This is a genomic window from Brucella tritici (genome assembly GCF_902825325.1).
In the GTDB taxonomy this organism is placed as follows: Bacteria; Pseudomonadota; Alphaproteobacteria; order Rhizobiales; family Rhizobiaceae; genus Brucella.
The window spans coordinates 1-22,098 of sequence record NZ_CADEAR010000023.1 but is presented as its reverse complement, the minus strand read 5'-3'; the positions used below and the strand labels follow the sequence as shown (position 1 = coordinate 22,098).

Here is a 22,098-nt window from a genome sequence, read left to right as displayed (position 1 = left end):
TCCTATTTTTCAAGCTTTACGGAAGGTCGCCTCATAAAGACGCAGCCAGTTGCCATGAGTAATCTTGGCCACTTCCTCTTCTGAAAAACCGACGGAGCGAAGACCACCTGGAATCACCGCCATGTCTTCCACCTCGTGAAACCATGCCGGAGGAGGGGCCTTGCCCGGTCGGGCTGCGGAAGCCGCGCCGTAGTCGACACCGCGTGTCCAGCGCCCCTGTCGCATCCAGGAATAGTCTGGCGGAGTGAAATTGTGGCTGCGGTCCGTACCGATGGCGACAGAATCGATTCCGGCGATGTCCACAGTACGGGCAACCATTCCGCACCAGGCCTCGATGGATTGGCAATAATCGTCGCCCGTAATATTGCGATAAGACGCGCAGCCGATGACACCTCCCGTCTGCCCCAGCGCTTTCAACACGGCGTCCGATTTGTTGCGCTTGTGATCAAAGAGTGAGCGAGCATTCGCATGTGTCACAGCTATAGGCTTCGCAGATGCTTCGATCGCATCCAACGTGGAGCGATCACCGACATGACTGCAATCGACGAGAATGCCTGCAGCGTTCATCTCACGAATGACTTCCTTGCCAAACCGCGCGAGGCCGGAATCTTCGGTTTCGTAGCAACTTCCGGCCAATTCGTTCTGATTATTATAGGTAAGCTGAACGACGCGAACGCCCAGTTCGGCGAATAGCTCAACGAAACGGATACGACCACCGAAAAGATTGGCGTTCTGAAAACCGAGGATGATAGCCACTTTACCGGAAGAACCGATGCGGGCCACGTCCTGCGAAGTCAGGGCGATCTCGGCGACATCGGTATTCGCACGGACCAGATCGCGCCAGCGGCCAAGTGAATCCAATGATTCAATTGCACCCTCCCAGAACCCACAGGTAACGACAACACCGCCGACACCGGCCTTTTGGAGTGATTGAAAGGTTTCACGGTCGAAATGACCGCACTGCAAACCGTCAATAATCATGAACTTGCACTTTCTGTATTGTTATCCTGCGAACGCGGCGCCAGCAGGAATCCGACATCGGTGTCGTCGTCGTTATCGCGACGCCCGGTAATGCTCCCATCGGCATTGACGATCATGGGACCGGCATGACGGCGCGAAACTGGGTTATCGGGAGCGAGTGCCTTTTTGGCGAGATGATAAATTCGCCACCACAGACCAGCTTCAATCTGGAGACCGTTTTCAAGTGCATCCCATAGATGCGGGTCGTCATGCCTGATATCACCGGCGAGCTGTTGCGGCTTGGCTTTCAGAACCGTTTTCGAACCGCATTCGAAAGAAACGTCGAGGCCCGTGCGCCCACCAATTGCAGTTGCAACCTTCAACTCGTTCGGATCGATCGCATTGACGACCGCGATTTCAGCCTCACCAAAGCGGGCAACCAGTTCTCCGAGCAGATCGATAAGGGCCGGCACGATGAACCAGGCGTGCTGGCCACCGCCGTCAAAACGCATGACACAATCTAGTTCGGACAGCACATATGCCTTTTCCGGCTCAGCTCCAATCAGGCTCTCGAACCGCTTTTCAAGCAGATCGAACCCGCCGAGTCCGAGTTTCTGCGAATACATAACCATGTCTTGCACCGCGAGAAAGAATCCCTTGGGCTGGCCAGTCATGGAAAAGATGCGTTCGGACATCAGTCTCATTTCACGCGGCATAACGCGCAAATAATGCTTGGGGGATGTTGTGGTCATTGAACGGGCTCCGCCGGATAAAACCATGTCGCCGAATAGCCGGCGCGAATATCGTCGCGGGTCGGCGCCCCGTGATAGAGAACACCGCGCAGATTACGGTTGAGGAAGTCGCGGGTCTTGTCGATGCCGTGAATACCGCAATTCATCAGCCGCACGAGATCGATAGGAACGAAGGTATCCGCATTAATATTGACCTGAGGCGTGTGATATTCCTGCCCGCGCATACCCTGTACGCGAGCAATCAGATAACGATGCTCGGGATGTTTCAGAAGGAACCGCGCCACGGTCGTTTCCTGCGGTTGCGATGCGATGTCTGACATCAGCGATTGCAGGCCGCCGCATATATCGAGACCGAGATCAAGGGCTTCGGGGACTTCTTCGCGTGCCCCGCGACGTGGTTCTTCAGCAGTCTCTGATTTGTACCAGATATATTTGTAGGCATCCGGTGCAGACATATCTGCGGCGAGCGCCCAGCTATATTCGTTCTGGATCAGTACCGCTAGGCTCTCCAGTGTCTCGTTCGGCGATACGCTGAATTCGTCTGGGGCCTCAATGGAGGCGAAAAGTGCATCCGTTTCTTCAGGCAGAAGCTCAAGAAACAGCGACAAAAGCGTTTCCATTGATTCCGGCTTCACGCCTTCTTGGAAATATCGCACCAATGCGTCGAACGGATAGTTGCTCCGTTTTTCGCCGATAAGGCCGGTGTGGTAAAATTCTTTGAGCAGAACTGCCATCTGCTCCAAATCCGCAGCCACCGCCTCACTGGATGTCAGCGCTTCATAGACCATTCGGTCCTGCTTGCGGAAGTTGATCGCAGTTTCGATGAGGTGGAGAAGGTGGGCTACACGGGCATCGCCCTTGTTCGCCTGCAAACCACGCACGCGGGCAATGATCGCTTCGCGCGCGCCCAGCCAGGCATTGATGAGACGGGGGTGTCGATGGATGAAGAAAATCAACCCCAGCGCCGAGCCGTTGCCGACACCCAGATAGCGCCGGATCTCTGCATCGAGCGGGACAGCCTTGTCAGATTTCAGGCGGGCCAGACGTTCCACGAGATCACAGGAATATTCCCGCATCATGTAAGCGGTCAGCATTTGGGCCTGAAGAACCCCTCCCAAAGGATGGGTTTTCCCGAGCGAAGGAAACGACCGCGTGCCAAACGTTCCGTTACCGTCGAGGCCGGTATTGCGCATCAGATAGCAGACCCGCGACAGATCCTCGATCCTCGGTTGATGTCCTGAGGCCAGTGCATCCAGCGTTTGGTCAAACACACGCATCGACCGATTGGAGCGACACCAGATCAATGTATTCGGAGTGGCCCGCCCTGCATAGAGCTTCGGCAGTTCCTCGCTTGCGCTTTCCACATCGGCTTCTGTTGCGCGGCCCTCAATGAGTGCGCCCATCATATCCCAGGCTTGGCCGATAATACGGCCTGTGCGCGCCGTACGGCTTGGGGGCCGCGAAAAACCGATGAAGCTGAACTCCATCGTCGGCGTCTTGATCGAATAAACAACTGTGCCGTCAGCGTCCGCGTTCACATCGAAGCGTTCGATGTTTATATCCCATTTCTCGCGCAGCATCCGGTTCATGAATGCGCGCGAACCGCTGAGCCGGGACGGCTGGATAGCCGCGAGATTTGTTGACCGCATCACCTCGGCACCCGGACGCGGGACCGGACGGCCTTCGTCACAGCTCGCATTATAAGTCTCGGCGATCATCTTAACGAAATTCCCCTTTGTTGAAGGCCCCCTGCTGGAGACCTGTGATCTGAGCCGCCGCCTCGAGAAGCGGCAGCTTAAAAATTTCGAGATTGAAGCGCGTTTCGGGCATTACCAGCGAAAGTGTTGCAAAGCATCTGCCGCGCGGATCGAAAATGGGCGCAGCGATGGCGATGACACCGCTATGGGTATAGCCACTAGAAATCGCGTATCCCTGTGATCGCGCTTCGGTGAGTATCTTCTCCGAAGCAAAACTCTCTCCGCTTGAGCGTAGACGGGTCATCATCGCTTCATCAGCGAAGGCAGTCAGGATGCGGCCCGATGCGGAGCCTTCAAGCGATAGCGTGGTGCCGATCTTCTGTTCCGCACGCAACAGGCTTTCGCTGTCGACACGGGCGATAATGCACGGCAATCCACGATCAAGCACGGCAACGGACGCCGTTTCCTTCACGCGCGTCACGAGCGCTTCCAGTACCGGTTGCATCCTGGTTCCCAGATCGGCCTGCTCAAGGGCAGCAGCCGCGAAACGACAGGCATGCATGGAAATGCGATAACGCATCTCCTCGTCCTGCTCGATCCAGCCAGCCTCGATCAGTGTCAGGAGGCGCTGATAAGCTGTAGGTCGCGACAAGGACATCGCCGACGCAATCTCCGGCAGCCGCATTCCCCGGACGCTGGAAGCAAGAATATCGAGTACGGCCAAAGTCTTGATGACAGTGGAAAGCGGTCGAACGCCATTTCGCTCTTGTATTCTATTTGAATATGCTGTATCCATGTAGAATACGTTCTCATTACTCGTTTTTGCTGTCAACTGGCCGTCCTTGGGTGTGGGCGGTGGTCTGCGCCGGAATTCTGCTCATCCTCTTGTAATTATTTAAGTAATTTTTTTATCAGCTAACGATGTGAGTTGGATAAAATATTGACCACCATTTGGAGGTTGCCTCTGATAAAATCGGGTCAAGAATGAATTCTTGATTCGCAAAGGCCTCGGATGAACGACCAATTTGATATAGGCGCGCGCCTCAATGCGATGCGAAGCGCTGCTAAGTTGTCGCAGCGCCAGCTTGCTGATCGTGCAGGCGTTCCTCATGCACAGATATCCAATGTGGAGAAGAACAAGATCAGCCCTTCGGTGGCAACGTTGCGCAAGATCTTGAATGGGCTCGGCGTCACACTGGCTGATTTTTTCGAGCCCGAGAGAACGCCTCCGACTGGGCCTTTTTTTGAGCAAGGTCAGCTTGTTGATCTAACCTCGATGCTTACGGTGAATGCACTAGAGAGAGGCAATGGCCGCATGACTTTCCGTCAGGTGGGGGATGCCCGCGGTTACAATCTGCAAATTCTGCATGAAGTTTATGAGCCTCACTCCGATACGGGAGAAACCTTATTGCAGCACGCCTCGTCTGAAGGCGGCATTGTTGTAGAAGGGGAACTTGAAGTGACCGTGGGAGAAGATGTTCGGATTCTCAAAACTGGCGAGGCCTATCTTTTTGATAGCCGGCAGCCGCATCGTTTTCGCAATATCTCAGACCAGCGTACTGTTGTGATTTCGGCCTGTACACCGCCCTACCTTTGAAATGGATAAAATATTGTCCATCTATTGCTCAAAATATTGAGCAATGTTAGGACTCGTTCGTCTTTTCCGGAGGTGAACGAAATGACTGTTTCCGAAAACTTGAAATCCCGTCAGACGACAGCTGTTGCATCTGGCGTAGGAACCCGTGCCATCTATGCAAAACGGGCCTTGAATGCGGAACTTTGGGATGTGGACGGCAGGCGCTACATCGATTTTGCGGCGGGCATCGCGGTTAACAATACCGGCCATCGGCATCCGAAGGTTATGTCTGCTGTGCTGGAGCAGGCTGGAGAATTCACGCACACCTGTTTCCATGTAGCCCCTTATGAGGGCTATGTACGACTGGCCGAGCGCCTTAATGTGCTCGCGCCTACCGGCGCGGAAAATCGTACCATGTTGGCCACGACGGGGGCCGAAGCAGTCGAAAACGCGGTGAAGATCGCTCGCGCTTATACAGGGCGTTCGGGCGTTGTCGCATTTTCCGGCGCATTCCATGGGCGGACAATGCTCGGCATGGCGTTGACAGGCAAGGTGATGCCTTACAAGAAAGGCTTTGGTCCGTTTCCTTCGGAAATTTATCATGCCGTTTTTCCCAATGCCTATCTCGGTGTTTCGCTGGAGGATTCGATTGACGCGCTTGAACGTCTCTTCGCGTCGGACATTGATCCTGAACGGATAGCGGCTTTCATCGTTGAACCTGTGCAGGGTGAAGGTGGGTTCAACGTCGCGCCGAAGGAGTTTCTCGCACATCTTCGTGCGGTTGCCGATCGATACGGAATTTTGCTTATCGCCGATGAAGTACAGGCCGGCATGGGTCGGACCGGAAAAATGTTCGGTTTTGAGCATTCCGGGGTCAGTCCCGACATCGTCACAATGGCAAAGGGATTGGCCGGCGGCTTTCCGCTTTCTGCGGTTACGGGACGCGCTGACGTGATGAATGCCGCTCATCCCGGCGGGCTGGGAGGAACTTACGCAGGCCATCCTCTGGCCGTTGCTGCCGCAAATGCAGTTCTCGATATCCTCGAAGAAGAAAATCTCTGCTCAAGAGCGTTGGCTGTTGGTGAGCGTATGACCGAACGATTGCGCAATATTGCAAGCCGTCAGGGGATGGAGCGCATCGGTGATGTGCGGGGTCTTGGCGCGATGGTCGCATTCGAGATGGTGGAAGATCGTCTTTCGAAAGCTGCCTCACCACAGCTCGCGAACAGTATTGTAGCGGAAGCGGAAAAGCGCGGACTGATTTTACTTTCCTGCGGCATGCGCGCCAACGTGATCCGTCTCCTCGCTCCTTTGACGATTGAATTCGATATTCTCAACGAAGGCCTTGATATACTGGAATCTTCCTTAGAAGCCGCCATGGTCTATCATCTTGCTTGATCTAAGCCGTGTCGTGTCGATTGCGACAAGGCATGCTCCTGATACCGAATAACTCATTGTTATCATTTGCAAGTGGCACCTCAAGTTTGGATCCACCACGTTCATTGACACAAAACCTTAATCTCTCGTCGGCTTTCCAGAGAATTCTACACTCATGAAATCGATGAATACTCGCATCGTCCCCGGGATGTTGGGTGCGCGGCGATAGATTACAGAGACTGTACTTGGTGCCTTCGGTAAGCCTCCGTTCTTCCTCAAACGAGGCTCGGCACGTCCCCGCCGGGCCTCACTTAATTTCAGTTGTGAAGTTCCATAATATGTCTTATCTGATTAAGGACTATAACGGCAATATACAGATGCGACACATGGGCAATTTAGAGATGCGACATTTTTTGCATCTCTTGCCCTTTTCAAATCGAACGCGGAAAGGAAGACTGGGCTTTCAGCAGCAAACAGCGGATGGGAGCCGTCATGTCTTGTTTGATCACGATGTCGCAGAAAGAACTCAACCGGCTGAAGACCGTTCAGCAAATCAGAGATAATCAGCTTCGTGTGGTGGAGGCAGCGGCGCTGCTTGGCCTCAGTCGCAGCCAGGTTCATCGACTGTTACAGGCATTTGATCGGCTTGGTGCAACGGGCCTTGTTTCGGGCAAGCGCGGTCGCCCGAGCAATCGCCGTTATGGCGAGGATTTCCGGAATGATGTTCTGGATATTGTACGGACGTATTATCGGGACTTTGGGCCGACACTGGCCTGTGAGAAGCTGATTGAACGCCATCAGCTTTCAGTCAGCAAGGAGACGCTGCGGCAATGGATGACAGCAGCGGGATTGTGGACATCACGTCGCGAACGCAAGCGGCAACTGCATCAACCGCGCGGCCGGCGTGATTGCTTTGGTGAACTGGTACAGATCGACGGTTCGCATCATTGGTGGTTCGAGGAGCGGGGTCCCAAATGCGCCCTCCTCGTTTATATTGACGATGCCACTGGCAAGCTCCTGCATTTGCGCTTTGCGGGCTCAGAGAACACGTTTGATTATTTTCATGCGACGAAGGCATATCTCCAGCAATGGGGCAAACCACTCGCTTTCTATAGCGACAAACACGGCGTTTTTCGTTCGCTTCATCCGTCGAAGCAAGACCGAACAAGCGGCCTGACACAGTTTGGTCGGGCACTTTATGAGCTCAACATCGACATTATCTGTGCCAATACTCCACAGGCCAAAGGCCGTGTTGAGCGGGCAAACAGGACTTTGCAGGATCGTCTGGTCAAGGAATTGCGGCTGCGCGGCATCGATACGATCGAAGCAGCCAATGCATATGCGCCAGAATATATTGCAGATTTCAATGGCCGTTTTGGCAAGGAGCCACGCAATCCCAAGGACATGCATCGACCGCTGGCTGCGCATGAGAATATTGATGGTGCGCTGTGCCGGAAGGAAGTGCGAACGCTGTCACAAACACTGACACTACGCTATGATAAAGTGCTGTTCATCCTGGAACCGACCGAAGTTGCAAAACGGCTTGCGCGGCAGAAGGTCATTGTCTGCGACTATCCCGACGGACGTCTGGAGATCATGCACGGTACGGACACCCTGCCCTATACAACATTCGACAAGCTTCGTTCCATTCATCGCTCACCTGTTGTCGAGAACAAACGGCTGGATGACATGCTGTCGATCGTCGCTGAGATGCAGGCGGAACGGGAGCAGCAACGCAGCAAAAGCGGTCCGCGTCGTACCGGTCAGGCCAACCATATGTTTGGTATACCTGACGGCAGTGTCGGGAATGGCTATCAGAAGCGAGAGCGTAAATCGCGCACAGCTTACATGAACGACCCTGCCGTCATTGCCCGGCGAGAACAAGCTTTATTGAGACAGCCAGCGCCGGGGTAAAGGGTGTCAATGGACACCGATATCGCTTTGCGTGTCTGACTCCAATTGCAGGCAAGCTGTCCAGAGCGGTGTTTTGTGGAAGATTCCGTCGTCAAGAAAGTTGAGCCCTTCTCTTGCCTCAAAAAGCAGACCGAGCCAGCATAAGCGTCGCAGGACACCGTACTGAAGCTCGAATTTCAGGTCCCACGCATCGACGGTTATTTCAGTGTCGGACAGATGAGCGATATCCGGATAGAGTATCTTTACAATGTCCATCGCCTTACACCCTTCTCTGGTCTTGATATTGAGCAGATTGAGATACATACGCCACCAACGCAATCGTGCCTGGATCGCCTCTTTACGTTCGGTAGCATGAATATACGAATAGAGATAATCGGTGGCGATCAGATCGAAGAAAGCGTGTGGATTGACCAAAAACTCCATGCCACGTTTGGTTGGCAGCAGTACATTTTTCCTGCGGCGAAGAAGCTTCAGATAACGGGTCAGGTCGTGCACGACACAAAGCGGTGGCATGTCGTTTTCATTGAGCACCTTGTGCATGCTGAAGAGGTCTTTGGCTGTGAACCTGGGCCAGAGGAAGTTCTCAGCAGCCCAATGCACGAACTTGCGGTTCATCGCGCCGGTTGCCGTTAGTCCGATGCCACCCTCGCGCTGAGCATAGACAACTGCAAGCAGCATACCGCGAAGCAGTGGTGAGAGTGCAGCGATATCGACGTCACCTTGCAGGCAGATTTTTGGTAGCATTGTACGACTTGGATCCCTCTCCTGCCCGATGCAGGTGAGCCGAGTATCAACTGCTGACAGAACAATTGCTACTGAGAAAGCTAAAGCCGAAGAGGTGGATATTCACCCGCCCCCATTCCTCGTTTGCAACCCCGACCAGCCTCTCGGAATGGGGGCTGAACGTCAGCACCTGTCGCATCTGTAATTGGCTGGGAACGTCGCAACTTTAACTTGCTAAAACAAGGACTATAGCCGGGGAAAACCTTCTTATCTTGTGCGACAGCTGTTTTATTCGTATCGCATCGAACCGGATCAGGCAGTTCGCCTTCTATTCTTCCAGGCTAAATCTGTTTCGGAACCCCAATCATAAGGGTTCTGTTGCAAACGTTTCGTCAATGAGCACTGATATAGGTTTCCAGCTTTCTAAAAGCTGGGTTATTCGATGTTCAAAGGCCGCCATTTAGATAAGTCTGTCATTCTTCTGTGTGTTCGATGGTACCCATTCTGCCACTGAAGGTGATCGGAGGGGCGTCCATCGCATCAGAATCGAGGCAAGAGCTGACGACTCAAAATAGGTCAAGCTAGCCTTTGAGCCGGAATTTAAGTACATTCTCTGTTTAATATGGCGCGAAAAATCGGCAAAAGCATGCTTCTTAAACTTCAGAATACTATTCTTAAAACAATCGCTCAGGGAGAAACACTGGATGCTTCCTTGCAAACGCTTTGTCACGAGATAGAATGCATTCTGCCAGACGCAATTGTTACCGTGCTGGCACTTGACAAAGCGGGACGCCTGCATCCCATTGCCGCCCCCAGCCTACCTGATTCTTATTCTCAGGCTTTGGACGGAGTTGAAATCGGCACACAATCAGGCTCTTGTGGCGCCGCCGCATACTTTAAGAAATCCATTATTACGGTCGACATTTCCACAGACCTTCGCTGGGAGAAATACAAAGGGTTGGCTTTATCACTCGGTATCACGGCTTGTTGGTCAAGTCCGATCTTCGGAACAACCAGCGAAGTGATTGGAACCTTAGCGCTATATTTCAGAGAAAGACGGGCTCCGACCGTGCTCGAACAAAGTATCATTGAAGGATGTTTGCCGTTGTGTACTGTTGCGCTCGAACATAACGACCGCCTTCAGACGGAGCGCCGTCTCGCATTAACCGATGTATCAACAGGCCTGACGAACCGTGCTGGTTTTATCAACGCCGGCCAATCGGATACCGGCGGACCACTGACGTTACTATTAATTGATATCGATAATCTCAAATTTGTTAACGACACCTTTGGGCATGCAGCGGGCGATGAACTGATTGCGATTGTTGCACGTCGATTAGCGTGTGCACTACCGGCTTTGGAAGTCTTTCGACTGGGCGGCGATGAATTTGCGGTTAGGATTAACGGGATCACTCGAAAGGATCTCCGAGTTCTGCTGAAAAACATCATTAAAAAGGTGACCGAACCGGCACGATGTCACGGAAATATGGTCTTTCCGTCGGTCACAATCGGTGCTGCAAAGAGAACTAAACGTAAACAGGCCACCGAAGAACTTTATTTTCAGGCTGATCTTTCGCTTCATCACGCTAAAGAAGTTTGCAGAGGCAATTTTGTCATTTTTGACAAATCAATTTCAACCGCAATCTCAAAAAGGCGTGAGGCAGTTCGAAAGGTCCTTACTGCATTGCAGGAAAACCGCGTTCAAGCATGGTATCAACCTATCGTTCGTATTGGTACGCATGAGATATTCGGCGTTGAGGCACTTGCTCGAATTAGAACACGCGACGGACTGGTCCTTTCGGCATCGCAGTTTCATGAGGCTACAACCGACGTCCAGGTAGCGAGCGCCCTGACGAAACGAATGATAGACCTGATCGCACGAGACACATCGATGTGGTCAGAAGCTGGCATCGAATTTTCGCACATTGGGATCAATATTTCCGCCATCGACCTTCGCAGAGGAGAGGTGAACAGGCTATTGAAATCCAGCTTCACGAATTATGGATTGCCGCTTGAAAGCGTCGTACTTGAATTAACCGAGTCCTTTTTCATCGGGAGTAACGACAAGCAGATGTCCACTGAGATTGAAGCACTGCGCGCGATGGGTGTAAAAGTCGCACTGGACGATTTCGGGACGGGGTTTGCCTCACTAACTCACTTGCTGACCGTTCCTATTGATATCATCAAGATTGATAAATCATTTGTGGACCGCATTGGGTCGGAGGTTCAAGGCTCGGGTATAGTCGAGGGAATTCTGCATATAGCAAAGAGCCTTTGCATCGAATGTATTGCAGAGGGTGTGGAAACACGCGACCAGGCTTTGAAGCTGCAGCAAATGGGTTGCTTGTACGGACAAGGTTTTCTGTATTCAAAAGCGGTTCCGGCATCAGAAATCTTAGCTGCTTCATTGAAAACGAATTTGGGCCGTATCTAGAGAGGCGCGCACATTAGCGTAATTGTGCGTAAACCCAGCTTCCACACGGTGTCCCTGAAATGTTTGGCTAGGTTGCATTGGAAAAGTGCAGAGCTTTTCTTGAGGTAAAAGGTGAGCTTTACGAAGAAATTGGAACGGGTTAACGGCGGCAAATTGAACTGCAATTTCGGTTCAGTCATAAACTGCGGCACAAAATCCCGCTCATCAATGTAGCAGCGTATAAAACGGGCATCTGCTTTTTAAACCAGAGCAAACGATGCGTGTCTCGCTGATCAGGGCGGCGGCAGTACTGAAGCCGACAGCTTACCTTGGGCGGGCCTGATCACACGGATTAAAACGAGGTGCTGAATCGCATCAGATAAACAGACTTTATGCCATTCGCCATAAACAGCCCGAAGACATGACTGCACAACTGGTTCGAAACGTCGAACCTCCCTCGTTTTCAATGATGTTCTGCAATCAGACAGCTAACCACGTTTTCTTGCAAACTCCGTGCGCCACACCAATCCCTTAATTGTGTCATGTTTGCAGTCAACTTCTTCTGGTTTCTCCGTAAGTCGGATAGATTTTATCACCGTGCCCTGCTTGAGTGTTTGTCCTGCACCTAAGGTGTGTCTGTCGCCCATAATCGATTGTTTCGATGGCTTGGTGATCAGTTGGTCTGTCAGCACGCGGCCAGACGCAGAGCTGGTGAACACGATGCTTGATGCCGCAATCGAAACAATCACCGGCAGTGCCGACCGCGCTGTTGTGCACTCGGATCGGGGTGCCCATTATCGTTGGATCGGCTGGCTGTCGCGCATGCAAAATGCTCAACTGGCCCGATCCATGTCACGCAAAGGGTGCTCGCCGAACTATTGAGCCTGCGAAGGATTTTTTGGGCGGCTCAAAACGAGATGTACTATAATCGCACCTCGAGCAATACGACCCTGCTCGACTTCATGCAGCAGCTGGATTCTTACACCCAATGGTACAACCAGCATCGCATAAAGCTCTCACTGGGCGGGATTAGCCCAGCCGAATACCGCCGGAAACTTGGGATTGCAGCATAAGCAGTCCAACTATTTGTCCGCACTTCCCCTTTACTTGTCCAATATTGACCCCGATTACGGATTAGCACTTGGCCTGCCCGACGCTGGCCGGTGCGAGCACGTAAGCCGTCTGCTCGTCTGGCAGGTCTCGGCGCTCAGCTTCGGCCAAAATAGCCGACGTGCCGTCGACCTGCGCCTTGCTCAAGCCCCCGCCAAAAAGCGCGCGCCTCGCGTACGCGAAGAAAGTTGTGTTGTTCATGGGGATGTCCTGTGGAGGTTAAACGAGCGAAAGCCCGGCCGCGTTGATGCGTCGTGCCATTGTGTTTTCATTGTTTTGTGAGATACTGGTGCCGCGTTGATTAAGTGGGTAAGACAACTTCATCAAAGCGAAGCCCCGGTGATCGCGAAACCTCACCGGGGTTTATTCTTATTTTCTGATGGTTAAAATGGTGATGTGCACCAACCTAAGCCCCCGCTTTCCAATGGTGCGCAGCCCCGACTAGCTGCCCAGCAGGTCGGGGTTTTCTTTGGTGTTATCCGTTAAGAAAGCTGCATCGCTCCGATTAAACATAGTTTCCGGCCAGGGTGCAGAAGCTGCTGTCTGTCGGCTTGAAATCGCCGACCAGTCACGTGCTGAAATGGCTGTCGGCCTTTGTGTTGTCGGTTGGAAAACGATCCTGCCAGATAGTGCTGAAACTGTGATTGTCCATCGGCAGCGCTCCCCGGCTCATGACACTTGCATTACCGTATCGACCGATGGAGCAGGGAAATATTTCTGCCATGCCGTTTGGCGGTGTAAAGCGCCTCATCGGCCTGCGCTATCAGTTGCAAGAATGTTTCCTCGTTTGTCACAATATCGGCTGAAGCTCCAACACTGACCGTTACGGCCATACCATCTCTACCGGCCAAAGGATGACGTATTGACAATGCCTCGACCGCCTCCCGAATTTCCTCTGCAAATGTTCGGATAGATGCGGCGGGAGCCACTCCCGGCCGCAGAATTAAAAATTCCTCTCCGCCGAACCGGCACGCCAAATCATCATCCGAAACGAGCTTTTTCAAAGCATCGGCGACTAGTTTGAGACATTCGTCGCCCGCCAGATGACCGAAACTGTCATTGTATTCCTTGAAATGATCTATATCGAGAAGCAAAACCGTCACCGGAACCCCAGTGCCGTTCGAGGCCGCAGTCAAGCGATGTATTTCGGCATCCAGGCTACGACGGTTGGTCAAACCTGTCAGGGGATCCGACTGTGATACCAGTTCGAGTTCAACATGCTGCTTGAGCAATTGCCCATGCAGGTGGTCCAGATCCTTGTTCTGCAGATAGAGCCGGACCGCTTCAGTAGAGAATCTATAATTTGCGATCAGCGTCAGAACGACTGTTGGTACACCTACGGCCAGATGGAAAAGCACGTAATCGGTCGTCGCATCTGGCAGAAACCAAATGGTTATATAGACACTCGTCGTTACGACTGCAGACGCTGCTACGCCATATTCCAGGGGTGGTGTCAGAACAATCGTGACCACCATCTGGAAAACGAGTGCTGCATAAAAATAGTTCAACACGACCGGACTTGCCGTTCCGCCAATTGCCACACACCAGACAACCGTGGCAATACATACTACCAAAACACTGGCGCCTTCTTTCAGGCGAATTGAAACAGGTTGCCGATAAAATCGCAGAAGCAATATCGTCAAAGGACCGACAATCGAGAAGCGAAGGATGAACGTCCGCCACGCGATATCCGGCAGAAACCAGGCGTCCACTGCCGTGTAGGAGAAGTAAAACAGCGCAAGAAGCAGCGTGATTGTACGCAGGACTGGCAGACGCGCATCGTGTCTCTCCCTGTCATACTCCGCGCGAATGGTTGCGGGCAGCCGTCTCCGCGATATTTCCTGTATATACTTCATGCCCCAAGACCACCATTAGCGTGATTGCCATGGCCCGATTTCGCGCTCAGTTTACGTGAGCTTTTTTGACAACGATATAGGTTCGCTGATCGTCAAGCACTACTCAGCAGCCACGAGCGCATGACAGTACATCATTGCAATGGGCGATTGAAAGACCGTTTAAAAAAAGCCCGTCTCGGAAAATCGGACGGGCAATGTGTGGCTGCGTTACTCCTGATAGCGAATGACGAGCCGCTACGCTCCGAACGGCTTGACCACGCCCTGAAAGGGGGATTGCGCCGACCATCGCGAATGTCTTATCAGCGGTGATTTCCTCTTGGTATATCACGTCGAAGGCAACAGCGTGATTTTCGTGCGCGCTGGCACCCCACACCGAACTGTTTGAGTGATTAAGACTTCCTCTAGTACTCAAAGCCTCATCGCCTCAAGCCTGCCCCCGGCCGTCCCTTTGGCCACCTGTGACAAGAGCGGGACGGCCGGAGGCTAGCTGTTGTTCACTGTGCAGGCGCTGACACGGTAATCGTGCACCTCTGATCCTTCTTTGCGTTGGCGGCAGCCTCGGCACATGCACTAAGCGCCTGCCGGTTGGCTCGCACAAGTTCACTCGCTTCGACAATGCTATGCCACCCTTCGGGACTTCCCGATTCCATGAGGGCTATTCCGGCTTTCCAACGGTCATTGTTCATGACCACGGAGGCAACGGCCATATCAACCGTTCCAGGCAGTATGCGTGGCATAAACAACGTCGCCAGGACACCGGTGATGATACCGAACGCCGCCGCGCTAATGACGCACTTGTTTTGTCTACCGCGCTCGCGCGCTTCCGAGACGCGCGCTGAAAGATTACGACTGGCGCGTTCAAGGTCAGAAGCCTGTCGTTCGAGCTGCTGCGCGGCGTTCCTCACCAAAGCCTCGCCGCTGCGCTCGAGAACCCCTGCATAGTGCTGCGCGCCCTGCCGAAGAATGGGGGATTGTTCGACGCCGTTCAGACGCTCTGAAACGTGATCGAGCGCCTTTACAAGTTGTGCGAGCTGGGGCTTGTAATCGGCTTGAGGCTCGATCTTTTCGAGCTGGTCGAAAGCAGCTTCGATGCCGCGACGCATCACGGTCATTTCCGCCCCGATTTGTGCACCCTGCGTTTCGATCGTGCGCCGAAGCGCATCGAAGGCTGCCGCCGGATCGCCTGAATCTTCTTCACGCGTTGCGAGCCCAATGCCGTCTCTGTTGTCGAGTTCCGTCATGTCCTCACTACCTTACATTTCTATGCCAAAGCCCCGAATCAATCCGCTGGCCGCGTGTTATCTGCTCCTGCAACACACGGGCGACGCTTTGATCGAGACCGAGCTCCTGCCCGATTCCAAGCTCCTTGCTGCGATGACGCACGATGGATTCCGCCTGAGGATCGCGTTCAAGGCGCTTGGCAAGGCCCTCCATCTGGCTTTCGATCTTGCCCCGCGCCTCGTCGTGCTGCCAGCCGCGAAGCGTCTGGCGCTGACCGTCCAGCTCCCGCCAGCTATTCACGAACCGCTCGGCCCTGACATTAGGGTCTTGCAGGGCGGCGTTTTCACGCTTCATGCCCTTGATGACATGGGCGACACGCTCCCGACCGGAAAACTCGGTCATGGCGCGCGCCGTCTGCGGATCATGTTGCAGTGTCGAAACCATCAATTCTTCTGTCCCCGCGCGCACCTGGTCGAGCTGCTGGCCGGCCGCCTGCATCTCCTGCCGCTGCATGTCAAGAACCGGCAGGCCATCACGTTGGTGCTGATCGAGCGACTGATAGGCCCGCACATAGCGGTCAACGGCTGCCTCAAGCGGCGACTGACGTCGCGACCGCTCGGCCAATCTGTCAGTATCGGGGCGGTCTTGTACTGGCACCGACTGCAAGCTCTTCTCCCTTCCCGGCAGTTCTTCCCGCCGCTTGGACGGCCCAGAACGCGCATTGAGCCTGAGGTCAGAGAACATACCACCGCGCTGTTTCTCGGCTTGCTGCGGCCGTTTCTGCTCGACCGACGAGCCACTCTCACCGGTGCGATCCTGCTGCAACCGCTCGGCCGCCGCGCCGCGCCCGAGTTTCAGGCCCTCGAACGAATTGCGGCGCTGTTGTCGATCACCGAAGTTATCCGCGGCCGTTGATTCCCGCTCCGCACGTAGCCCGGCGCGCTCCGCCGGGATCTCGATCTCGCTTACGATCCTCATTTGCTCTGCGATCCCCCGCCGCGCGGCAAAGTCGCGGGTATAGTCGAGTGTCGTTTCCTTCACGCCCGACCGTGACAGCTGATTTTTAAGCTGCTCATAAGCAAGATCGCCCGCATCTTGAACCTTCCAAGCGTTCCGGTGCGTCTCCGTTCCGTCTGGAAGGCGAACCGGCTCCGAACCGACATGTTGCAGGCCGATCCTGTCCCCAATCTGCAGTGCCTGTTTCGAAGCCTTCATGGCGCACTCAAGATCTACGCCCCATAGCGTGCGCTGCTCACCTTGATCGTTTTCAAGCGTCACGAAATAGCTCTGACTATTGCCTTCCTTGTGGTTGAACGATGCGGCCCCATGGTCGACCAGACGACCCGCAGCCAACGTTTGACCGACCTGTCGGCCAGGTTGCGATTTGCTGAACGCGTCCTGGCTCACATAGAGCTGCACTCCGTCACGATGCCGGGTCATGGCGACGTAGGTTAGATGCCGGTCCATCGTTCTCGATGCCAGCACATAGGCGCGATCTACGGTTGCGCCCTGATTTTTGTGGATTGTCGTCGCATAGCCGTGGTCGACCGCCTGATAGTCGTCCATCGGCACGCTGACGCTGCGCCCTTCCGTACCGCTCGTCCCGTCGAGCTGCGCAACAATCCTGGGGCCGGCACCCGGTCGACCGACCTCGACATGCTCGACGGTACCCAACATCCCGTTTTTTACGCCAAGGTCGCGATTGTTCTCAAGGAACACGATGCGGTCGCCCGGGGCGAACTCGCGCTTGCCGTCATTGGTCTGGAAGACCAGCCCCTCCCCGAGGGCGCCACGCGCCAGCTCGCCCTCGGACAGCCCCTGGCCGTCGCCGGGCACGTTGCCCCGGGCCCGTAGCTCAGTTCTGATCGCGTGATTGATGGCGCGAACATCTGCCCGGCGATGCGCCATCGCAATCCGGGTGCCATCCGGACGCTCTTGCGCGTCGGCAAGGTAATCACGCACGATCTGACCGCGCGCATCCTCGCCCGTCTCGGCAAAGCTGATATTGCCGCGATCCCGATAGGCGCTCAGACCCTCAGCCGTTCGGTGCGTGGCGAAGGCAACCGACGCGTCCCGCTGCCAGTCAATACGCTGCCTGCGTATCTGGGAAAGCTCGGCATGACCGATTTCCTCGGTGATCGCCCGGAATGGTGCGCCGGCCCCGATTGCCTGTAGCTGCTCATGATCGCCGACAAGGACGATCTTCGCACCGCGTGCCTCGGCCTCGCCAACGAACCGGGCGAGCTGCCGGCTTCCCACCATGCCTGCTTCGTCGATCACAAACACATCACCGCGATTGAGCGTGCGACGGTCGTTCTGCCAACTCATGTCCCACGATGCCAGGGTGCGGCTCTGAATTCCAGAACTCTCCTCCAGGCCCTCGGCTGCCTTGCCCGACAAGGCTGCACCGTGAACCCTGTAGCCTTCTGCCTCCCATGCCTCACGTGCCGCCGCCAGCATCGTGCTCTTGCCAGCACCCGCATAACCGACAACCGCAGCAATGCGCTCCGGCCCAGTGACATGCTCAATCGCCCGCCGTTGCTCATCGGAGAGACGTGCAGCGTCGATAAGCCGATCGCGCTCACCGCGATCTAACTCACCCCGCTCGACCTTGTCAGCGGTATCGCTGGAAACGCTTGTCCGGATCGCAGCATCCTGACGCCCGATCGCTTGTTCGACATGCTTGCGATCGACACCGTGATGATCGCTCAGCCTGTGGCTGTGCGACGCGTGCATCCGCTGCGCGCATTCGATCATACCGGATTCGATCTCGACCATTCCGCGCGTCGAATAACGCGCGAACTCGAATTCACCCGTCACCGGATCATGGCTTTCCGCCTGTAGTTCAACAAGGGCCGATGACGCCATCACCTTGGCAAAGGCGCTCTGGAACTCTCCAATGTCATCGTTGATGTAGCGATGCAGCGCTCGCGCAACGTCACGCCGGTCAAAGACGCTTTTCTCTCCCGTGATGATTTCAAGAACCTGTTCCGGCTTCTCGCGGATCAGCTCCGAATTGCGCCGCGCGGCATCTTCATCCAGCCGCGACCGCGACACGACGAGACCACGCCGCTCCATCTGCGTCGCATGAACCCCCATATGCTCCGTCGGCGCAATCTCAAGACCCCGCTCCAGATGCGAACGGTGATCAATGCGAATATCATGTCCGGCCCGTGCAAGGCTTTCATTCGCAATCCCCTCCCATCGCATGCGGAGATCACGAAGCTGCATATCCGTGGTTGGCAGATCCGCTGACAGAAGCCATTTGTTTTCACGCTCGAGAAGGTTCTTGTCAGTGAGACCATCCCCCCTCACCTGCCGTGTTGTCATCATTATATGCGCATGGTGGTTTCGAATGTCGCTGTCGTCTTGCGGCGCATGAATGGCGAAGTCGATTGCCGCGCCAAAACGATCGGCAAGCTCATGGGCGAAAATCCGCGTTGCCTCAAGCCGTTGATCCGCAGTCAGCTCATGCGGCAATGCAATTTCAAACTCGCGTGCGACACGTGCATCCTTGCGCTTTTCGCAAAGCTCGGCTGCATTCCATAAGGCTGAACGATCCCGCGCCCATTCCGCATCGACACCTTCCGGTAAGACGATCTCGGCATGTTCCACGCCGCTTTTGTTGGTGTAATCATGGGTAATTCCGTCACGCTCATTCGTCAGCTTTGACGCCGAGCGATAGGCGCTGGCAGCAACAGCACTTCGTCCCCTGGATCGGGAAATCGGCTTCATACTCAGATGATAGATCGCCACACCACTATCCTCGGCCCCAAACGAATAAAACTGTCCGTGAAATGAGCTTAAACTGCTCTGAGTTGCGAAGCAACTCGTAAGTGCGCCCTTCAATTTCGCTTCGCTATGCTCTTTCAATCCTCGGTGCAAGACTGCGGCACGGTCATGCTCTAAAAAATGAAGCCAGTTTTGGCTGCAATGACCGAAGTTCCATATTGAAGATGAAGCAAGGTGAACGCCGCTGCTCAAATCAAAACCTCGCAACAACCAGGGAGGTTTTAATGACTGAATATACTAATAAGAAATCTGCATCCAAACGGATTTCGGTCAGCACGGATGACCCAGCTGGATGCAGTCAGGCGGTTGACAACGTTGTGGCGACGGTTTTCAAAGTAGTAATGAGATTCCCAGGATCATCTTTCCGGCAACCGGTACACGGCGAGAATGCTGCCACAGCCGATGATCCACACTTTCTGCCGTAAGTTCGTAGTCATTGCCGCTACGTGGAGTTAGCGAAAGCGGTGGTGAGAAAAACTATTCCAAGCTCAATGAGATTTTAAGGGAGTAGAAGTGTGGTACGCAAATCCATCGAAGAACGTCTGGCCCAGCTGGATGCGCAGCGTTCCGCTTTAAAAGCCAGACTATCGAAACAGGAACGCGCCAACGATACACGCCGCAAGGTGCTGCTTGGTGCGCTAGTGCTGCATCGGATTGAAAGCGGAAACGATGAAGAACTTTCCCGACGCCTGAAAGAATGGCTGAAGAATGAACTGCCCGGGTTTCTGACGCGTGAAGCCGACAGGGTACTGTTTGCTGATCTGATCGGGAAAACGTCGAACCGTGCAAGCAACGAAGGAGCGAGTTAATGAATCAGGCGACACTTGCATGCGCAGCGTTCAGGAACATGCTGCGTGCTGCTGCGCGAGATCCGCTGTGGGCATTGGTCTCCCTTCTTTCCGTTCCATTCCGCTTTGGAAGAACGATCTTTCAGATAGGCATCTTCTATTTCGTTGTCATTTTTATTTTCGCTTTCATCCTTGAATATGCGATGCGTTCGCTCAATATCGCCCGCGGTGATACGCTCTGGTATGTGGGCAATATTGCCTTTACAGCATTCGTACTTCTCTTCTTGTTCCGACTCATCACCAATCCGCTAATTAATCATTTCGGGGATCCTGACGGCGAAACCCACGGGTCGGCCCGGTTCGCCACCGATAAGGAAACCGCTGCCCTCACCCGCGCCGACTCCGGCCTGCTCATCGGCCGCGATCCGAAGTCAGCAAAACTACTCCGCTATGAGGGCTCGGCCCATCTGCTCACGATGGCACCGACGCGTACCGGTAAAGGCGTGGGAACGATTATCCCGAACCTGCTTATCGCCGACCGTTCCGTAATCTGTATCGACCCCAAGGGCGAAAATGCCAGGGTCACCAGCCGCGCCCGAGAGCAATTCGGCCCCATTCACGTCCTTGATCCCTTCGGCGTTACCGGTCAGCCATCGGCCGCCTTCAATCCGCTGGAAGAGCTCGATCCAACGGGTCTCGATGTCGCGGAAGATGCAAGTACCTTGGCAAACGCTCTCGTATTTGATGAACCGGGCATGAGCGGCGATGCGCACTGGAATGAAGAAGCAAAAGCACTCATAGCCGGCTTGATCCTCTATATTGTCGCCCATGAGCTGCGCGACAGACGAAATCTCGCAACCCTGCGCGATTATCTCACCCTTGCCCCTGAAGCTTTCGCGGCGCTGCTGAAGGACATGCAGGCCTCAACGGCGTCAGCCGGCCTGATCGCCCGCGCAGCAAACCGCCACCTCGGCAAATCCGATCGCGAGGGAGCCGGAGTGCTTTCAACCGCGCAACGCCATACTCATTTCCTCGACAGCCCGCGCATGTCTGCGGTCCTCGCCAGATCTGATTTTCGCTTTGCCGACCTCAAACGCCGCAACATCTCGGTGTTTCTCGTCCTTCCCCCCGATCGGCTCGCCACTTTTTCCCGCTGGCTGCGCCTGCTCGTTAGCCAAAGCCTGACCGACATGGCACGCGATCCTACAAAACCGGTTACGCCGGTACTCTATCTGCTGGATGAGTTCGCAGCCCTTGGCCATCTGGCTGCTGTGGAACGCGCAATGGGACTTATGGCAGGCTACGGCGTCCAGCTATGGCCCGTCCTGCAGGATGTTCACCAGCTTCGCGCCACCTACGGAAAGCGCGCTGGCACCTTCCTGTCAAACGCTGGTGTCCTCCAGGTCTTCGGCGTAAACGATTATGACAGCGCCAAATTCGCCTCAGATCTGCTCGGACAGGAAACCGTAGTCTTCCAGACCATGAGCCGGGCGCTCGATTCAGAACAGTCAGGTATTTCATACACCCAACACCATACTGCGCGTCCCCTGCTCACCTCCGATGAGGTCCGCAATCTCCAACCACATCTCGAACTGCTCTTCCTCGCAGGCCAACGGCCGATCGTCGCCAACAAGATCGCATACTATTCTGATGCAGAATTCAAAGGACTGTATGACACCCCTTAAGTGGTTCATGTCCCCTTGGACGAGAGGCGCGCAGTGAGAGTTAAATGCATAATTATTTTGACTGAATCATTATCGGCAGAAAGGTGGATCCAATTTACGCTGTGATAACAGGAGGAACATATGTTTCGCTATTTAGCACGCAGACATGATCGCAAGCTGAACCGCGCCGGGTTTGCCGGAGGCCGTTTGGTTTAAGTTATGCGGCCATGGCTGGCGCGTCCAGCATGGCATAGT

Annotated in this window: 16 protein-coding genes and 2 pseudogenes; 8 read left to right on the top strand and 10 right to left on the bottom strand. The window is 54.5% G+C overall.

The window, feature by feature from the left end; translation table 11 throughout:
* Positions 1 to 9 precede the first annotated feature (9 nt).
* From HWX93_RS20415 to HWX93_RS20400, 4 genes are read right to left on the bottom strand one after another with little or no spacing between them, the layout of a single operon-like run.
* A complete protein-coding gene (locus HWX93_RS20415) occupies positions 10 to 981 on the bottom strand; it encodes a dipeptidase (RefSeq protein ID WP_176038520.1) in 972 nt (323 codons plus the stop codon).
* Entirely contained in the window at positions 978 to 1,712 is a 735-nt protein-coding gene (locus HWX93_RS20410) for a hypothetical protein (RefSeq protein ID WP_176038519.1), read from the bottom strand. The genes HWX93_RS20415 and HWX93_RS20410 overlap by 4 nt, the downstream gene beginning before the upstream one ends.
* Entirely contained in the window at positions 1,709 to 3,430 is a 1,722-nt protein-coding gene (locus HWX93_RS20405) for a hypothetical protein (RefSeq protein ID WP_176038518.1), read from the bottom strand. Before HWX93_RS20405 ends, HWX93_RS20410 begins: the two co-directional genes overlap by 4 nt.
* A gap of 1 nt (position 3,431) precedes the next feature.
* The gene (locus HWX93_RS20400; protein ID WP_176038517.1) at positions 3,432 to 4,205 is read right to left on the bottom strand and encodes an IclR family transcriptional regulator; all 774 of its coding nucleotides are present in this window, start codon (positions 4,203 to 4,205) and stop codon (positions 3,432 to 3,434) included.
* 216 nt (positions 4,206 to 4,421) lie between these two features.
* On the opposite strand from HWX93_RS20400, the gene HWX93_RS20395 reads away from it, so the two are divergent.
* From HWX93_RS20395 to HWX93_RS20385, 3 genes are all read left to right on the top strand, one after another.
* The gene (locus HWX93_RS20395; protein ID WP_176038516.1) at positions 4,422 to 5,006 is read left to right on the top strand and encodes a cupin domain-containing protein; all 585 of its coding nucleotides are present in this window, start codon (positions 4,422 to 4,424) and stop codon (positions 5,004 to 5,006) included.
* A gap of 81 nt (positions 5,007 to 5,087) precedes the next feature.
* Positions 5,088 to 6,383: a 4-aminobutyrate--2-oxoglutarate transaminase gene (gene gabT, locus HWX93_RS20390; protein WP_176038515.1), complete on the top strand. Its 1,296-nt coding sequence runs from the start codon at positions 5,088 to 5,090 to the stop codon at positions 6,381 to 6,383.
* 471 nt (positions 6,384 to 6,854) lie between these two features.
* Complete coding sequence (locus HWX93_RS20385) at positions 6,855 to 8,276, top strand: ISNCY family transposase (RefSeq protein ID WP_176038514.1); 1,422 nt, start codon at positions 6,855 to 6,857, stop codon at positions 8,274 to 8,276.
* A gap of 6 nt (positions 8,277 to 8,282) precedes the next feature.
* Here HWX93_RS20385 and HWX93_RS20380 read toward each other — a convergent pair whose 3' ends face one another.
* Positions 8,283 to 9,020, bottom strand: a complete 738-nt coding sequence (locus HWX93_RS20380; protein WP_176038513.1) for a hypothetical protein — start codon at positions 9,018 to 9,020, stop codon at positions 8,283 to 8,285.
* A 625-nt stretch (positions 9,021 to 9,645) separates the two neighbouring features.
* Here HWX93_RS20380 and HWX93_RS20375 point away from each other — a divergent pair.
* Positions 9,646 to 11,433 (top strand): EAL domain-containing protein, encoded by a 1,788-nt coding sequence (locus tag HWX93_RS20375; protein WP_176038512.1) that lies wholly within the window; start codon positions 9,646 to 9,648, stop codon positions 11,431 to 11,433.
* Between the two features lie 467 nt (positions 11,434 to 11,900).
* On the opposite strand, the gene HWX93_RS23285 is transcribed toward HWX93_RS20375, so the two are convergent.
* Positions 11,901 to 12,149: a PhnA domain-containing protein gene (locus HWX93_RS23285; RefSeq protein WP_419191129.1), complete on the bottom strand. Its 249-nt coding sequence runs from the start codon at positions 12,147 to 12,149 to the stop codon at positions 11,901 to 11,903.
* Between HWX93_RS23285 and HWX93_RS20365 the strand changes: the two are divergent.
* Positions 12,031 to 12,485 (top strand): annotated as a pseudogene (locus HWX93_RS20365) (transposase); the annotation flags it as partial. The gene HWX93_RS23285 and the pseudogene HWX93_RS20365 overlap by 119 nt on opposite strands.
* 61 nt (positions 12,486 to 12,546) lie before the next feature.
* On the opposite strand, the gene HWX93_RS20360 reads toward HWX93_RS20365, so the two are convergent.
* The gene (locus HWX93_RS20360) at positions 12,547 to 12,723 is read right to left on the bottom strand and encodes a hypothetical protein (protein ID WP_235969160.1); all 177 of its coding nucleotides are present in this window, start codon (positions 12,721 to 12,723) and stop codon (positions 12,547 to 12,549) included.
* Between the two features lie 482 nt (positions 12,724 to 13,205).
* A complete protein-coding gene (locus HWX93_RS20355; RefSeq protein WP_176038510.1) occupies positions 13,206 to 14,234 on the bottom strand; it encodes a sensor domain-containing diguanylate cyclase in 1,029 nt (342 codons plus the stop codon).
* Between the two features lie 421 nt (positions 14,235 to 14,655).
* Between HWX93_RS20355 and HWX93_RS23235 the strand changes: the two are divergent.
* A pseudogene (locus HWX93_RS23235) lies at positions 14,656 to 14,763 on the top strand (hypothetical protein); the annotation flags it as partial.
* Positions 14,764 to 14,872: 109 nt separating this feature from the next.
* On the opposite strand, the gene HWX93_RS20345 reads toward HWX93_RS23235, so the two are convergent.
* Positions 14,873 to 15,619: a DUF6118 family protein gene (locus HWX93_RS20345; protein WP_176038509.1), complete on the bottom strand. Its 747-nt coding sequence runs from the start codon at positions 15,617 to 15,619 to the stop codon at positions 14,873 to 14,875.
* 7 nt (positions 15,620 to 15,626) lie between these two features.
* Positions 15,627 to 19,355 carry a Ti-type conjugative transfer relaxase TraA gene (gene traA, locus HWX93_RS20340; protein WP_176038508.1) on the bottom strand — a complete coding sequence of 1,243 codons (3,729 nt, stop codon included), beginning with the start codon at positions 19,353 to 19,355 and terminating at the stop codon, positions 15,627 to 15,629.
* Between the two features lie 551 nt (positions 19,356 to 19,906).
* Here traA and HWX93_RS20335 point away from each other — a divergent pair.
* Positions 19,907 to 20,200, top strand: coding sequence for a mobilization protein (locus tag HWX93_RS20335; protein ID WP_176038507.1), 294 nt, complete (start codon positions 19,907 to 19,909; stop codon positions 20,198 to 20,200).
* Positions 20,200 to 21,864: a type IV secretory system conjugative DNA transfer family protein gene (locus HWX93_RS20330; protein WP_176038506.1), complete on the top strand. Its 1,665-nt coding sequence runs from the start codon at positions 20,200 to 20,202 to the stop codon at positions 21,862 to 21,864. Before HWX93_RS20335 ends, HWX93_RS20330 begins: the two co-directional genes overlap by 1 nt.
* Positions 21,865 to 22,098: the final 234 nt, after the last annotated feature.

Excerpts from the sequence above, each read along its gene's own strand:
- HWX93_RS20415 (WP_176038520.1), bottom strand. The coding sequence starts at position 981 with ATGATTATTGACGGTTTGCAGTGCGGTCATTTCGACCGTGAAACCTTT.
- HWX93_RS20410 (WP_176038519.1), bottom strand. The coding sequence starts at position 1,712 with ATGACCACAACATCCCCCAAGCATTATTTGCGCGTTATGCCGCGTGAA.
- HWX93_RS20405 (WP_176038518.1), bottom strand. The coding sequence starts at position 3,430 with ATGATCGCCGAGACTTATAATGCGAGCTGTGACGAAGGCCGTCCGGTC.
- HWX93_RS20400 (WP_176038517.1), bottom strand. The coding sequence starts at position 4,205 with ATGGATACAGCATATTCAAATAGAATACAAGAGCGAAATGGCGTTCGA.
- HWX93_RS20395 (WP_176038516.1), top strand. The coding sequence starts at position 4,422 with ATGAACGACCAATTTGATATAGGCGCGCGCCTCAATGCGATGCGAAGC.
- gabT (WP_176038515.1), top strand. The coding sequence starts at position 5,088 with ATGACTGTTTCCGAAAACTTGAAATCCCGTCAGACGACAGCTGTTGCA.
- HWX93_RS20385 (WP_176038514.1), top strand. The coding sequence starts at position 6,855 with ATGTCTTGTTTGATCACGATGTCGCAGAAAGAACTCAACCGGCTGAAG.
- HWX93_RS20380 (WP_176038513.1), bottom strand. The coding sequence starts at position 9,020 with ATGCTACCAAAAATCTGCCTGCAAGGTGACGTCGATATCGCTGCACTC.
- HWX93_RS20375 (WP_176038512.1), top strand. The coding sequence starts at position 9,646 with ATGCTTCTTAAACTTCAGAATACTATTCTTAAAACAATCGCTCAGGGA.
- HWX93_RS20360 (WP_235969160.1), bottom strand. The coding sequence starts at position 12,723 with ATGAACAACACAACTTTCTTCGCGTACGCGAGGCGCGCGCTTTTTGGC.
- HWX93_RS20345 (WP_176038509.1), bottom strand. The coding sequence starts at position 15,619 with ATGACGGAACTCGACAACAGAGACGGCATTGGGCTCGCAACGCGTGAA.
- HWX93_RS20330 (WP_176038506.1), top strand. The coding sequence starts at position 20,200 with ATGAATCAGGCGACACTTGCATGCGCAGCGTTCAGGAACATGCTGCGT.